The organism is Nonomuraea jiangxiensis, assembly GCF_900099965.1.
In the GTDB taxonomy this organism is placed as follows: Bacteria; Actinomycetota; Actinomycetes; order Streptosporangiales; family Streptosporangiaceae; genus Nonomuraea; species Nonomuraea jiangxiensis.
This window is the reverse complement of the sequence record NZ_FNDJ01000002.1, coordinates 240,390-252,791: the sequence shown is the minus strand read 5'-3', so window position 1 is coordinate 252,791 and position 12,402 is coordinate 240,390. Positions and strand designations below refer to the sequence as shown.

13 protein-coding genes are annotated in these 12,402 nt (G+C 71.5%); 7 read left to right on the top strand and 6 right to left on the bottom strand.

Annotated features, from left to right (window positions below):
• Positions 1 to 11: 11 nt before the first annotated feature.
• On the bottom strand, positions 12 to 1,577 hold the full coding sequence (locus BLS95_RS04455; protein ID WP_090929568.1) for a bifunctional 3'-5' exonuclease/DNA polymerase: 1,566 nt from the start codon (positions 1,575 to 1,577) through the stop codon (positions 12 to 14).
• Positions 1,578 to 1,598: 21 nt separating this feature from the next.
• Positions 1,599 to 2,870: a metallophosphoesterase family protein gene (locus tag BLS95_RS04450; protein ID WP_245764881.1), complete on the bottom strand. Its 1,272-nt coding sequence runs from the start codon at positions 2,868 to 2,870 to the stop codon at positions 1,599 to 1,601.
• 346 nt (positions 2,871 to 3,216) lie between these two features.
• Here BLS95_RS04450 and BLS95_RS04445 point away from each other — a divergent pair, with 346 nt between their 5' ends.
• Positions 3,217 to 3,627 (top strand): hypothetical protein, encoded by a 411-nt coding sequence (locus BLS95_RS04445; RefSeq protein WP_090929566.1) that lies wholly within the window; start codon positions 3,217 to 3,219, stop codon positions 3,625 to 3,627.
• Here BLS95_RS04445 and BLS95_RS04440 read toward each other — a convergent pair.
• Positions 3,603 to 5,171 (bottom strand): FAD-binding oxidoreductase, encoded by a 1,569-nt coding sequence (locus BLS95_RS04440; RefSeq protein ID WP_090929565.1) that lies wholly within the window; start codon positions 5,169 to 5,171, stop codon positions 3,603 to 3,605. The two genes, BLS95_RS04445 and BLS95_RS04440, sit on opposite strands and share 25 nt — an antisense overlap.
• 31 nt (positions 5,172 to 5,202) lie before the next feature.
• On the opposite strand from BLS95_RS04440, the gene BLS95_RS04435 reads away from it, so the two are divergent.
• From BLS95_RS04435 to BLS95_RS04415, 5 genes are all read left to right on the top strand, one after another.
• Positions 5,203 to 5,712: a TetR/AcrR family transcriptional regulator gene (locus BLS95_RS04435; protein ID WP_090929564.1), complete on the top strand. Its 510-nt coding sequence runs from the start codon at positions 5,203 to 5,205 to the stop codon at positions 5,710 to 5,712.
• A complete protein-coding gene (locus tag BLS95_RS04430) occupies positions 5,705 to 7,201 on the top strand; it encodes a glycerol-3-phosphate dehydrogenase/oxidase (RefSeq protein ID WP_090929563.1) in 1,497 nt (498 codons plus the stop codon). Before BLS95_RS04435 ends, BLS95_RS04430 begins: the two co-directional genes overlap by 8 nt.
• Positions 7,202 to 7,298: 97 nt before the next feature.
• Complete coding sequence (locus BLS95_RS04425; RefSeq protein WP_090929562.1) at positions 7,299 to 8,213, top strand: sucrase ferredoxin; 915 nt, start codon at positions 7,299 to 7,301, stop codon at positions 8,211 to 8,213.
• A gap of 101 nt (positions 8,214 to 8,314) precedes the next feature.
• On the top strand, positions 8,315 to 8,626 hold the full coding sequence (locus BLS95_RS04420; protein WP_080036407.1) for a WhiB family transcriptional regulator: 312 nt from the start codon (positions 8,315 to 8,317) through the stop codon (positions 8,624 to 8,626).
• Between the two features lie 377 nt (positions 8,627 to 9,003).
• Positions 9,004 to 9,798: an alpha/beta fold hydrolase gene (locus BLS95_RS04415; protein WP_090929561.1), complete on the top strand. Its 795-nt coding sequence runs from the start codon at positions 9,004 to 9,006 to the stop codon at positions 9,796 to 9,798.
• 44 nt (positions 9,799 to 9,842) lie between these two features.
• Here BLS95_RS04415 and BLS95_RS04410 read toward each other — a convergent pair whose 3' ends face one another.
• Together BLS95_RS04410 and BLS95_RS04405 are read right to left on the bottom strand one after the other, a co-directional pair.
• Positions 9,843 to 10,076 (bottom strand): DUF397 domain-containing protein, encoded by a 234-nt coding sequence (locus BLS95_RS04410; protein ID WP_090929560.1) that lies wholly within the window; start codon positions 10,074 to 10,076, stop codon positions 9,843 to 9,845.
• A gap of 136 nt (positions 10,077 to 10,212) precedes the next feature.
• Positions 10,213 to 11,094 carry a helix-turn-helix domain-containing protein gene (locus BLS95_RS04405; protein ID WP_245764825.1) on the bottom strand — a complete coding sequence of 294 codons (882 nt, stop codon included), beginning with the start codon at positions 11,092 to 11,094 and terminating at the stop codon, positions 10,213 to 10,215.
• A gap of 231 nt (positions 11,095 to 11,325) precedes the next feature.
• On the opposite strand from BLS95_RS04405, the gene BLS95_RS04400 reads away from it, so the two are divergent.
• Complete coding sequence (locus BLS95_RS04400; protein WP_176993012.1) at positions 11,326 to 11,697, top strand: ATP-binding protein; 372 nt, start codon at positions 11,326 to 11,328, stop codon at positions 11,695 to 11,697.
• Here BLS95_RS04400 and BLS95_RS04395 read toward each other — a convergent pair.
• Positions 11,687 to 12,343, bottom strand: coding sequence for a phosphoribosyltransferase (locus BLS95_RS04395; RefSeq protein WP_090929558.1), 657 nt, complete (start codon positions 12,341 to 12,343; stop codon positions 11,687 to 11,689). The two genes, BLS95_RS04400 and BLS95_RS04395, sit on opposite strands and share 11 nt — an antisense overlap.
• Between the last annotated feature and the right edge of the window lie 59 nt (positions 12,344 to 12,402).

Genomic DNA, 12,402 nt, shown 5'->3' with positions numbered 1-12,402 from the left:
TCGCGGGTTGCTCACTTGGCGTCGGCGTAGGACGTGACGGCCACGGTCTCCATCGGGAAGCGCACCGGCGTCTGGCCGAACAGCAGCCTGCTCGCCTCGGCCGCCGCCGCGGACACGGCCGCGATCACCTCCTCCGCCTGCTCCAGCGGGCAGTGCACCATCACCTCGTCATGCTGGAAGAACACCAGCCGGGCCGGCTCGGGCAGCAGCCCGCGCAGCACCGCCAGCAACGCCAGCGCCCACTCCGCGGCCGTGCCCTGCACCACGAAGTTCCGGGTGAAGCGGCCCCGGTCGCGGGCCGCCCGGTTGCCCTCAGGCCCCGACACCAGCTCCTTCCACCGGGCCGACGGCGGCGGGCTGGTGCGCCCCAGCCAGGACCGCACCAGCCGGCCCTCCTCACCGGCCTTGGCCGCGTCCTCGACGAACTGGTAGGCCTTGGGGAAACGCTGCCGCATCACCGCCAGCAGCTTGGGGGCGTCGCCGCTGGTGCCGCCGTACATGGCGGAGAGCATCGCGATCTTGGCGTTGCCGCGCTCGCCGCCGAACGACTGCGCCAGCGCCGAGTAGAGGTCGATCTGCCCGGCCGCCCTGGCCAGCCCCACATCCCCGGCCATCGCGGCCAGCACCCGCGGCTCCAGCTGCGCGGCGTCGGCGACGACCAACGTCCACCCGTCGTCGGCGACCACCACCCGCCGCATCGCCTTGGGGATCTGCAGCGCCCCGCCCCCGCTGGTGGCCCAGCGGCCGGACACGACGCCGCCCACCACGTATTCCGGCCGGAAGCGCCCGTCGCGCACCCACTGGTCGGCCCACGTCCACCCGTGGAAGCTGAACAGCCGGGCCAGCTCCTTGTAGGCCAGCAGCGGCGCCACGGCCGGATGGTCGATCTGCTTGAGCTCCTCCGACCTGGTCGTCTTGAGCCCCACTCCCGCGCCCCTGAACGCCTTGACGAGCTGCTGCACCGAGTCGGGGTTGACCGGGTGCCCCAACGCCGCCGTCACCTCGTCGGCCAGCGCCTGCAGCCGGGCCGGGCGCATGCCGTGCACCGGCCGCGGCCCGAGCAGCTCGGTCAGCAACTCGTCGTGCACGTCTCTGCGCCAGGGCATGCCGTCGTGCGACATCTCGGCGGCGACGAGCGCCCCGGCCGACTCGGCCGCCACCAGCAGCCGGAACCGCCCGGGCGCCGGCAGCGCCTCGATCCGCCGGAGCTGGTCGGCCAGCACCTCGGCCACCGCCTCGGCGCCCAGCGGCTCGGGCGCGAACAGCGTGTCCTGCGCGCTCGGCTGCTCCTCGGGCACCGGCAGCCCGCGCAGCCTGGCGTGGGCGGCCCTGGCCGAGCGCGCCTCGCCGAAGCGGCCCTCGTGGGCCAGCAGCAGCCCCTCGGTGAGCGCGATGTCGTGGCAGCGCGAGACGCGGACGCCGGCGCGCAGCAGGCCGGGATAGACCTCCCGGGTGTCGGCCCACACCCACCGCGGCCGCTCCGCCTCCAGCTCCCGCACCGCCCTGACCAGGTCGGGGGGACGCCGGGCGGAACCCCCGGCCGGGAGCACCGTCTCACCCGCGACTACCACGTACACGTGGTCAAGGGTGCCAAACCGCTACGACAAACTGATGCGCACCTCGTCCTCCAGCGGCGGCTCCAGCTCCTGGGCCAGGCAGCCGGTGGCGGCGAAGCAGCGCAGCGTCAGCTCCTCGGGCGTGACGGAGACGTGCAGCACCTGCTTGAAGAACGGCGGGGTGTCCCAGTCGGACATCTCGGACAGGAAGCGGTGGAACACCCTGTCCACCGGCAGCCTGAACGGCCACGGCCAGGCCCCGAGCAGCCGCGCCGCCCACCGCATCCTGCGGGTGATCCGCACCGGCCCGGCCGGGGTCCTGACCGGCTCGTTCTTGATGTGCTCCGACATGACGCACAGCGCCTCGGAGGGCGTGAGGTAGAGCCACTTCATCCGCAGCCTGCGGGCGTAGAGCTGGCTGTAGAAGGACAGCGAGTCGCCGCGCAGCGGGTAGCACCTGAAGTCGTCCTCGTCCACGCCGGCCACGTCCACCCTGCCGATGGTGTGCGTGGCGTGCATGAACGCCCCGGCGCCGCCGGACACGACGTACTGGATCACCCGGTCGCCGACCTGGACGGGGTAGCGCTGGTAGTTGTGCACGTCGCCGCCGATGACCGCGACGTAGCGGTGTGCCGGGTCCCGCACGATGTCGTCGATCGTCCCGCCGCCCTCCAGCGGCGACGGCTTGTACGCGTTGCCGGTGTAGATGGGCTTGCCCGTCAGGAGGACCTTCGGCCGCGGGTCCAGCGAGACACGCCGCAGCCACTCGGCCTGCCCGCGGTCGATCACGTTCCTGATGCCGGTGTCGACCCCCACGAGTAACAGGTTCTCGCTCTCGATCACCCAGTACGGAGCCGGCTGCGTCGCCTGCTGGGACGGCCTGCCCCGCAGCGCGCGCGCCTCGGCCAGCCGCGCCTCGTCGATCGTCTCCGGCTTGCGCCAGAGCAGCCCGCGCAGCCCCCGGTCCGGCTTCGGCTTGAGCGGCGGGGCGTCGCAGAAGACCCGCATGAAGCCGCCGAGCCCGTCGTACCAGTCGTGGTTGCCGGGGATCGCGTAGATGGGGGCGTCGTAGTCCTGGTACGGGCGGAAGAACTTGTCCCCGTACTCGTTGCCCGATCCGGTGGGGTAGATCACATCGCTGACGATGACGGCGAACGACGTCTCCTCACCCAGTTTCAGCATGCCCGGAACAACGGCGTACTGGGAGGCGTCGCCCTCGCCGGTATCGCCGAGCAGTAGAAAACTGAAATTCCCCTCAACGGATGGCTTGATACGAAATTCCGGATCAATCCCGCGCGCTTCCTGCGCCTCCACCCACCGCGCCCGAACCTGCCCCGAAGGATCACCGAACAGCCCGGCCAGGATCTCGTTACGCGAGCGCCAGAGCGTTCGCACATTCAGCCAGGAAAAACTCCGGCTATTCGGCCTGAGCTGGGCAAATGTCCCTATCTGCGTACAGGCCCACCCAGCCCCCTCCTCCGACACCCGGGACGAAAGCTGCTTTCCACGCTCAGCCGCGACTTCCACCATGACCACATCCTTGCCGTGATCTACCATTCGCGCACCATGAACGCTCCGTGCCGTGGAGAACACTCAAGGTTCGCAATGGTGTACCCTCACCCCCCAAGCAAGCGGTTGGGACCGTCGAGGGGAGGCTCCCATGACGCGTAACGGCCAGGATGACGCCGCCGGAGGCATTTCCGAGGCGAGGGCCATCGAGGGCCTGCTCGCTTACGCGCTGACCAGCCCGCGCTGGGGAGGCGGTGCGGTCCAGAAGGTGCGTGAGGCCGTCGCGCGGAGCCGGGTCCTGGCCAAGCGGTTTCCCGGCGAGTACACGGACCTGCTGGCGCACTCCCTGCTCACGGCGGCCCGGATCCAGCTCAACCGCGGCCGTGCCATCGAGGCGCTGCCCCTGGTCCAGGAGGCGGTGGCGCTCGCCCGCGTGACCGGCGGCGACCGGCTGATCGCTTCCCTGCACCGCCTGGCGGAAGCCCTGGAGGAGCTCCACCGCTACAGCGAGGCCGCGGCCGCCCTCGCGGAGGCCGATCAGCTCCCACCGCCGTCCGGCTGAGGGATGAGGATGCCGGGGTTGAGGATGCCGGCCGGGTCGAGGCGGGCCTTGACCGCCGCCAGCACGCTCACCCCCACGGGCCCCAGCTCGGCCCCGTACGCCTCCCGGTGGTCGCGGCCGACCCCGTGATGGTGGGTGATGGTGCCGCCGGCCGCCACGATGGCCGCGTTCACCGCCGCCTTGGCCCGCTCCCACTGGGCGAGGGGGTCCGCCTCCTGCGCGGTCACGACGGTGAAGTAGAGGGAGGCGCCGGTCTCGTACACGTGCGAGATGTGGCACATGACCAGCGGCGCGCCGAGCGCGCCGAGCAGCGCGAGCCGGACCGCGTCGTAGAGCCGCGGCAGGTTCGCCCAGAACCCGGCCGTCTCCAGCGTCTCGACGGTGGCGCCGGCCGCCAGCAGCGAGTCCCGCAGGTACGGCGCCGAGAAGCGGCCGCGCTCCCAGCCCTCCCCCGGCTCCGCCCCGAGGAGCTCCCCGCCCAGCCGCGACAGCGCCTCCGACACGGCGGACTCCGCCGAGCCCCCCTCGTAGCCCACGATCATCAGGCACCCCGAGTCCCCCGAGCCGATCGCGTCCGGCCTGGCCAGGCCGACCATCGTCTCGGTCTCGTCGGACAGCCGCAGCACGGCGGGCAGCGGCCCGTCCTGGGCGAGTGCCCGCAGAGCGGCCGTTCCCGCCGCGAACGACGCGAACCGCCACCCCTCGTACCGGCTCCCGGCGGGCGCCCGCCGCACCCGCAGCCGCAGTGCCGTGATGACGCCGAAGACGCCCTCCGAGCCGAGCACGAGCTGCCGCAGGTCGGGGCCGGCCGCGGACCTGGGGGCGCGGCCGAGGTCCAGGGTGCCCGCGGGGGTGGCCAGGGTCAGGCCCACGACCATGTCGTCGAAGCGCCCGTAGCCGGCCGAGGCCTGGCCGCTGGAGCGGGCCGCGGCGAAGCCGCCGAGGGTGGCGTACTCGAAGGACTGCGGGAAGTGGCCCAGGGTCAGCCCGTGCCCGGCGAGCAGCCGCTCGGCCTCGGGAGCCCGCACCCCCGGCTCGAACTCGGCCACCATCGACTCGGCGTCCACCCACCGCAGCCGGTCCAGCCGCGCCAGGTCCAGCGCGACCACCCCGGCGAAGCCCGCCCGGGCGGCCGCGAGCCCGCTCACCACCGAGGTGCCGCCGCCGAAGGGCACGACCGCGACCCGCGCGTCCGAGCACACCCGCAGCAGCTCGGCGATCTCGTCGTGCGAGCCGGGCAGCACCACAGCGTCGGGGGCGTCCGAGCCGTCCCCCGCGCGGATCCGCAGCAGGTCGGGGGTGGACTTGCCGCGCGTGTGCCGCACCCGCGCCTCGTGGCCGGTCAGCACGTGCCCGGGGCCGACGACGTCCGCCAGCGCGTCGAGCACCGGCCCGGCCAGCGCGACGGCCGGCAGGCGCACCGACTCCAGGGGGACGGCGGGGGCGTCGGGCGCGCGCACGCCGAGGAGGTCGCGCAGGAGCGCGCGGACCTGCTCGGGAAGCTCGCGGGCGCGGGCGGGGTCGCCCCACCCGGACCAGGACATCGGTTCTCCAGCCACGATTACACTGTGACATATGGCGTCGATTCGTCACAATGACCGTGTGCTGGACGCGGCTCGCGACTGCCTGCTGGCCTACGGGGTGCGCAGGACGACGCTCACGGACGTGGCGCGGCGGGCCGGCGTGTCCCGGATGACGCTCTACCGCCGCTGGCCCGACGTTCGCTCGCTGGTCGCGGACCTGATGACCCGGGAATGGGTACGGGTGGTCACGGAGCTCGACATGTCGGACCCGGTGCGGGCCATCGTGGCCGGGGTGCGGGGGCTGCGCGGGCATCCCCTGTGGCGGAAGATCGTGGAGGCGGATCCGGAGTTGCTCATGCCGTACCTGCTCGACCGGCGCGGGGCGACCCACGAGGCCGTCCTGTCGGTGCTCGAACCGGTCGTCGGCGACCCGCTCAAGGCCAGGGCGGTGCTGCTGGTGTCCCAGTCGTTCCTGGTGTCCGCGCCGACCATGCTCGACCCCGTGACCCTGGACGAGCTCGACGCCGAGCTCGCCGTCCTGCTGGAGGCCTACCTTGGATAGCTCGCTGAACGCCGGCAGAAGAGCCCGCGAGTTGCGCCGCGTCGCGGAGGAGCGGGTGGACGTGCTGGTCGTGGGGCTCGGGGCGACCGGGGCGGGGGCCGCGCTGGAGGCCGCGTCCCGGGGGCTGAGCGTGGCGGCCGTCGACGCGCACGACCTGGCCTTCGGGACCTCCAGGTGGAGCTCCAAGATGATCCACGGCGGGCTGCGCTATCTGGCCAGGGGGCAGGTGGGCATCGCCCACGAGAGCGCGGTCGAGCGCGGCATACTCCTCCGCACCACCGCTCCGCACCTGGTCAAGGCGCACCCGTACGTGCTGCCGCTGACCCCGGCGGTCTCCCCGCGGCAGGCGGCCCTGGTGATGGCCGGTTACCGGCTCGGCGACGGGTTGCGCGCCGCCGCCCGTACGCCGCGCCGCCTGCTGCCCGGCCCCACCCGCCTGACCGCGGCCCGCACCCGCACGCTGGCGCCGGTGCTGGCCGCGGACGGCCTGCGCGGCGCGCTGCTGTCGTGGGACGGCCGCCTGCTGGACGACGCCCGCCTGGTGGTGGCCCTGGCCAGGACCGCCGCCGCGCACGGGGCCCGGGTGCTGACCCGCTGCCGCGCCCTGCGGCTCTCGGACGACGGCGCACTCGTACGCGACGAGCTGACGGGCGAGGAGTTCACCCTCCGCGCCAGGGCCGTGATCAACGCGACCGGGGTCTGGGCCGCCACCCTGGACCCGCAGGTGAAGCTGCGCCCGTCCCGGGGCACCCACCTCGTGCTGGCCCCCGGCACGCTGCCCGGGCTGATCGCCGGGCTGCACCTGCCCATTCCCGGAGAGACCAACCGATTCGCGCTCGTTCTGCCGCAGCGCGACGGCCGCATTCACGTCGGCCTCACGGACGAACCGGTGGACGGGCCGGTGCCCGACGTTCCCGAAGCACCCGAGGAGGACGTCAGAGCCCTCCTGAAGGTGCTGAACGGGGTCCTTGAGGTCCCAGTGACCAGAGAGGCGGTTGCGGGCGCGTACGCGGGCCTCAGGCCCCTTCTGGCGGCCGATGGGGGGACGGCCGACCTGTCCCGGCGGCACGCCGTGCTCTCGGACGGCGGGATCGTCACCGTTGTGGGGGGCAAACTGACGACATATCGGCGCATGGCCGAGGACGCGGTGGATCGGGCGGTCGCGTCCAGGAACCTCCGGGCGGGGCGCAGCCGTACGCGGAAGCTGCCGCTCGTCGGCGCCGGCCCGCAGCCGGACGGGGCGCCCCCGCGCCTGGCCGAGCGCTACGGCAGCGAGGCCCTGGCCGTGCAGGCCCTCGTCAAGGAGCATCCCGAGGAGGTCGGGCTCGGCATCACCAAGGGCGAGCTGCTCTGGTCGGTCCTGCACGAGGGCGCGCTCGACGAGGGCGACCTGCTGGACAGGCGGACCAGGATCGGCCTGGTACGGCGGGACCGGGACGAGGCGTTGCCCGCGGCCCGGGACGTACTGGACCGGGCGGCCCGCACCTGACCTCCCCGCCCCCGACCCCCGCAGCCACAGACGGCATCGTGACCCGTTAGGTTAGTCTTACCTAATCGACTGTTCGGCACGGGGAAGGAACGGGGCGTTGGCGAGGGGCTGCGAGCATCCGATCGGCTGCCACACCGGCGCGCTGCCCACCCGCGCCAGCGCCACCGTGGGAGCCAGGCTCTGGCTGCTCATCGAATACGCCGGCCCGTGGCCCTCCCATCTGGAAAGCTTCGAACTTCCTGAAAAGATCTCAGAACTCGTCCGCCGGGCCCTCGAACGCGGTATCCGCCCCCAGCTCATCCGCCGCCCGGGAAGACGGACCCGCCCGCGAGAGCAGGGAATCCGTGTGCTAGTGGCGTACGCGACCGGGCAACGCCCCTGGATGGCGGGAGGCGTCGTCGCAGGTCCTGACGATCTTGACCTGGACGCGCTGGTGGCCGGAGTGGTCCCGGAGTCCTGCATACTTGAAGACGAGCCGGTATTTCTGGTCTGCACGCACGCCAAGCGCAATGCGTGTTGCGCCCGCATTGGACTACCCCTCGCCCGGTCCCTGGCGGATTCGCTGCCGGACAGAGTGTGGGAAACGTCACACGTTGGCGGCGATCGCTACGCCGCCAACCTGGTGTGCTTGCCACACGGAATTTTCTACGGCAGCATGTCTCAGGCTGCTGCACTGGCAGCGGCTAACGCGTACCGGTCGGGCGAGATCATTCTCGACCGCTACCGGGGACGCGCAGGCATCCCTGAGCCATTGCAGGCCGTGGAGCACTTCGCCCGAGTCCATACGGGAGAGCGCTCCGTCGGCGCAGTGGCCGTGGAATCCTTCAGGTCGGACGGCGACGTCACCAAAGCCATCGTGCGCTGCGGCGACGTCCGGTTCCAGGTTGTGGTTGAGCCATCGGCGCTCTCGGCGCCGTGTGGTACGGCTTGCGCCGAGACGATCACCACCTACCGGCTGGTTTCGCTGGACAGGCTCGCGCCTGTACGGTACGCCACGCCCGCCCTCACCTGAGCCAGGGAACATCACGGCCCGGCCCTGCGTTGGAACAGTGACGCCATAAGCGTCCAATGCGGCTCAATTACCGAAATACCTCTCACGAAGGTGGTTTTCTCATGTCTCAGGTACGTCGGCAGCTCGCCCGCCCGCGCCCCAGCTGGGGTTGGCAGGATGATGCCGCGTGCCGGGGTGAGGACCTCGTGCTCTTCTTCGGCCCCGATGGGGAGCGGCAGCCCGAGCGTGACGTACGTGAGCGGAAGGCCAAGGCGATCTGCGCCCAGTGCCCTGTCCGCAACGAGTGCCTTGACTACGCGCTGTCCCGGCCCGAGAAGTACGGCACGTGGGGCGGTCTCAACGAGGACGAGCGCGCTTCCGAGCGTCGCCGTCGCATGCGCCGCGCGGCCAGCGCCGGCATCTCCGCCGCCTGACACACCCGGCAGCGTCACCAGCATCGCGTGATCAAGCAGTTGTCCTGATGAACCGGAGCCTGGCCAGCCACGTCCAGGCTCTGGCGAACCCGGTCGGGACAACTGCCTGATCAGGCACCTCACCCCCGCACGGCTCAAGGCGTCGTCGTGTCCACGCGACGCCGATCCGGCGCGGGATGACAACCCCATTCATACCCATCCCAATCGCCCGGCCAAACCCAGCAACTCCCAGCGAAATCAGCGGTCTCCCCGCCACCACCCGTCGCCCGGGCGCGCTTCAAGCGCCCACCCGGATGTCGAGACGCGCGGGCCTGCTACGACCACCGGTTGAGAGGCGGCCCCCGCCTCCACGGAGGACGTTCCCAAGGAGGAGACCCATGGCGCGAACCGTTACCTCGGCCGACGGCACCGGCATCGCCTTCGAGCGGGCCGGCGACGGGCCACCCGTGATCCTGGTCGGCGGCGCGTTCAACGATCGCACCATGGCCACCGGCCTGGCGGCCGCGCTCGCCCCCGAGCTCGGCGGCATCGCCTACGACCGGCGCGGGCGGGGCGACAGCGGCGACGCGGCCACGTACGCGGTGGAGCGCGAGGTGGCGGACATCGCCGCGCTGATCGAACACGTGGGCGGGCGGGCGAGCGTGTTCGGCCACTCGTCCGGCGCGATCCTGGCGCTGGAGGCGGCCCGCCTGGGCCTGCCGATCGACCGCCTCGCCGTCTACGAGCCGCCCTACGTCGTGGGCGACCGGCGGCCGCGCCCGGGAGCCGACCTGGCCGACCGCCTGCGCGCGCTGGTGGACGCGGACCGCCGCGACGACACCGTGGCCCTGTTCCTGACCGAGGCGGTGCGGTTGCCCGCGCCCGTGGTGGACGCCATGCGGGCCGAGGAGGTCTGGAAGCTTTATCTTCGGCTGGCGCACACCCTGCCGTACGACGTCGCCGTGTGCGGTCCCGGCAACGTACTCCGGCCTGAACCGCTGGCGCGGATCGCGGTGCCGACACTGGCCATCAGCGGCGGCCGTACCGAGCCCTGGCTCACCGACGGGACCCGCGCGGTGGCCGAGGCCGTGCCCGGCGCCCGGCACGTGGTCCTGGAGGGCCAGGACCACGGCGTGCTCGGCGATCCCGGCTCGCTCCGCCCCCTCCTGCTGGAGTTCTTCCTGAGCGGGTGAAGGGGCGAGGACGCGCGATGGACGCCACGTCCCCTTCGCCGCGCTCAGACGATGAGGTCGTCGAACTCGCCGTCCTTCGCCCCGAGGACGAAAGCGGTGATCTCCGCCTGCGTGTAGACCAGCGCCGGACCTTCGGGAAAGCGTGAGTTACGCATGGCGATCTCCCCTGTGGGCAGGCTCGCGACCTCGACGCAATTGCCGTTGGGGTTGCTCCGCCTGCTCTTGCGCCAGACGACGGGAAGGCGACCGGCGGAGGTTCCGTTCAGGAACTCAGGCATGGGGGCAGCTCCTCACAATCTTACGTATGCACGTGCATCCGCGTTTGCGAGCTGACAATACGGCAGCGCGTTGATCTCCATATACCGGACAACCAAAAATCCCCGTATGGAGTGGATCACAGGCCGATGCCGGCACTCATTCGGAAATGAGGCGTTCCAGGAAGCGTCTGGTCGCTTTCGGCTCTTCGGCCTGGATGCTGAGCCGGTCCATCACTTCCATATAGTGATCGGAATCGACCGCTTTGTCCAGATATAGGGCACTGGTGAGCTGCTCCATGTAGACCACGTCGGGCAGCTCACGCTCCGGGAAGCGCAGGATGCTGAAGGAACCCCCGGCCGCCGCGTGGCCGCCCCGGTCGAACGGCATGATCTGCACGGTGACGTTGGGCTCGGCCGTCATGTCGAGCAGGTGGGCGATCTGCGCGCGCATCGTCTCCGGGCCGCCGATCGCGCGCCGCACGACGGCCTCGTCGATCACCGCCCAGAGGGTGAGCCCGTTCTCCAGCCGCCGCTGCCGCGTGGTGCGCAGCGTCACCCGCCGATCCATCTCCGGCTTCGCGGCCCTCTCGTGACCCAGCTCGATGACCGCCCTGGCGTAGGCGGCGGTCTGCAGCAGGCCGGGCACGAACTGGTTCTCGAACGTACGGATGCTGGAGGCGGCGCCCTCCAGGCCGATGTAGACCTCGAACCAGCCGGGCAGCACGTCGCCGTACTTGTGCCACCAGCCGGGGGCGTTGGCCTGCTTGGCCAGGGCGAGCAGGGGGTCGCGCTCGGCGGGGTCGGTGACGCCGTAGAGGGTCAGCAGATCGGCCACGTCGCGCTGCTTGAAACTTACCTGGCCGAGCTCCAGCCGACTGATCTTGGCATGAGATGCGCGAATCGAGTATCCGGCGTCCTCCCGCGAGATACCCTTCTCCGTACGCAGTCTGCGTAACTGGGTCCCGAGCAGGATGCGCAGCACTGTCGGGCTTCCCGGCGAATGACCGAGAATCCTTCCCTCGGCGCTCTCAGCGCTCACCGCACCGCTCCTAGATCATCTGCACGTGCAGATGCGATTCGCATCCGTAAACCACGAAAAGTCTTGCATCGGTAAGCACTCCCCGTAAAGATGGGCATTGGATCACCAGACCGCGCTTCGGGGGCCAGAATGACGACTTTCGACGCTCGGCCGCAAGCCGCCATCGGTTCCCGGCCACCAGGATGGCTTTCGTCCATTCTGGTGGAAGGTCGTGCCGGTGAATGCGACGCGATGTTCCCCTTTCATCAACGCGCCGCGTTCGAGCCCGCCTGCGTGGCGATGGCGCGGCGGTTCGTCGACCAGACGCTGACCACGTGGGGCGTGATCGAGCTGACCTTCGACGCTCAGCTCGTGGTGTCGGAGCTGGTGACCAACGCCATGCGGCACGGTGGAGGGGCCGTGCAGCTCCGGTTATTGACTCATGGGGCGGAGCTGGCCTGCGTGGTGACCGATCACAGCCGTACGGCGCCGATGGCGGCCACGCCTGACGTGTTCGCGGAGTTCGGGCGCGGGTTGCGGCTGGTGGACGCGCTCTCCACTACGTGGGGCTGGCTATCCCCCGGCGGCACCCGCAAACTCGTCTGGGCCGTCCTCACGGGCTGACCCGCCCTTCACCACCCGATCCTCCCCTGCCCAGCAGGTCGAGCACGTCGGCGTCGCTGAGCTGCTCGAAGTGCACGTACCACTGGCCCACCGCCCTGAAGTCGAGCGGCATCTGCAGGACGACCACCTCGTCGGCCTCCTTCCGCAGGGACCTGACGGTCTCGCGGGCCCCCACGGGTACGGCCAGCGTCACCTTGGCGGGCTTGGCCGCCCCGACCGCCCTGAGCGCGGCCCGCGCGGTGCCGCCGGTGGCCAGGCCGTCGTCGACCACGATCACTTCCCGGCCTTCGAGCGAGGGCAGCGGGCGGTCGCCACGGTAGGCCCGCACCCTGCGGGCCAGCTCCCGCCGCTCCCGCTCGACCACGCCGGCGACCGACTCGGGCGTCAGCCTGAGCCGCTGCAGCAACGCCAGGTCGAACACCGGCTCCCCGCCCTCGGCCATCGCGCCGACACCCAGCTCGGGCGCCGGCGGGTAGCCGATCTTCCTGGTCACGAGCACGTCGAGCTGGGCGTCGAGCGTGCGCGCGATGGGCACGGCCACCGCCACACCGCCGCGGGGCAAGGCCAGCACGATGGGGTCGTGCGCGTCCCGCAGCCGCTCGGCGAGCCGCCTCCCGGCTTCGGCCCGGTCTGCGAAAAGCTCCATGACCAGTGCCTACCCGCAGACGCCCGCTCCTCGCCTCCCCTCCCCGCCATTCGCGGGCC

Bases quoted from the DNA above. Each gene is read 5' to 3' on its own strand.
- BLS95_RS04445 (WP_090929566.1), top strand. From the start codon at position 3,217: ATGACGCGTAACGGCCAGGATGACGCCGCCGGAGGCATTTCCGAGGCG.
- BLS95_RS04400 (WP_176993012.1), top strand. From the start codon at position 11,326: ATGTTCCCCTTTCATCAACGCGCCGCGTTCGAGCCCGCCTGCGTGGCG.
- BLS95_RS04420 (WP_080036407.1), top strand. From the start codon at position 8,315: ATGTCTCAGGTACGTCGGCAGCTCGCCCGCCCGCGCCCCAGCTGGGGT.
- BLS95_RS04415 (WP_090929561.1), top strand. From the start codon at position 9,004: ATGGCGCGAACCGTTACCTCGGCCGACGGCACCGGCATCGCCTTCGAG.
- BLS95_RS04395 (WP_090929558.1), bottom strand. From the start codon at position 12,343: ATGGAGCTTTTCGCAGACCGGGCCGAAGCCGGGAGGCGGCTCGCCGAG.
- BLS95_RS04440 (WP_090929565.1), bottom strand. From the start codon at position 5,171: ATGTCCTGGTCCGGGTGGGGCGACCCCGCCCGCGCCCGCGAGCTTCCC.
- BLS95_RS04435 (WP_090929564.1), top strand. From the start codon at position 5,203: ATGGCGTCGATTCGTCACAATGACCGTGTGCTGGACGCGGCTCGCGAC.
- BLS95_RS04410 (WP_090929560.1), bottom strand. From the start codon at position 10,076: ATGCCTGAGTTCCTGAACGGAACCTCCGCCGGTCGCCTTCCCGTCGTC.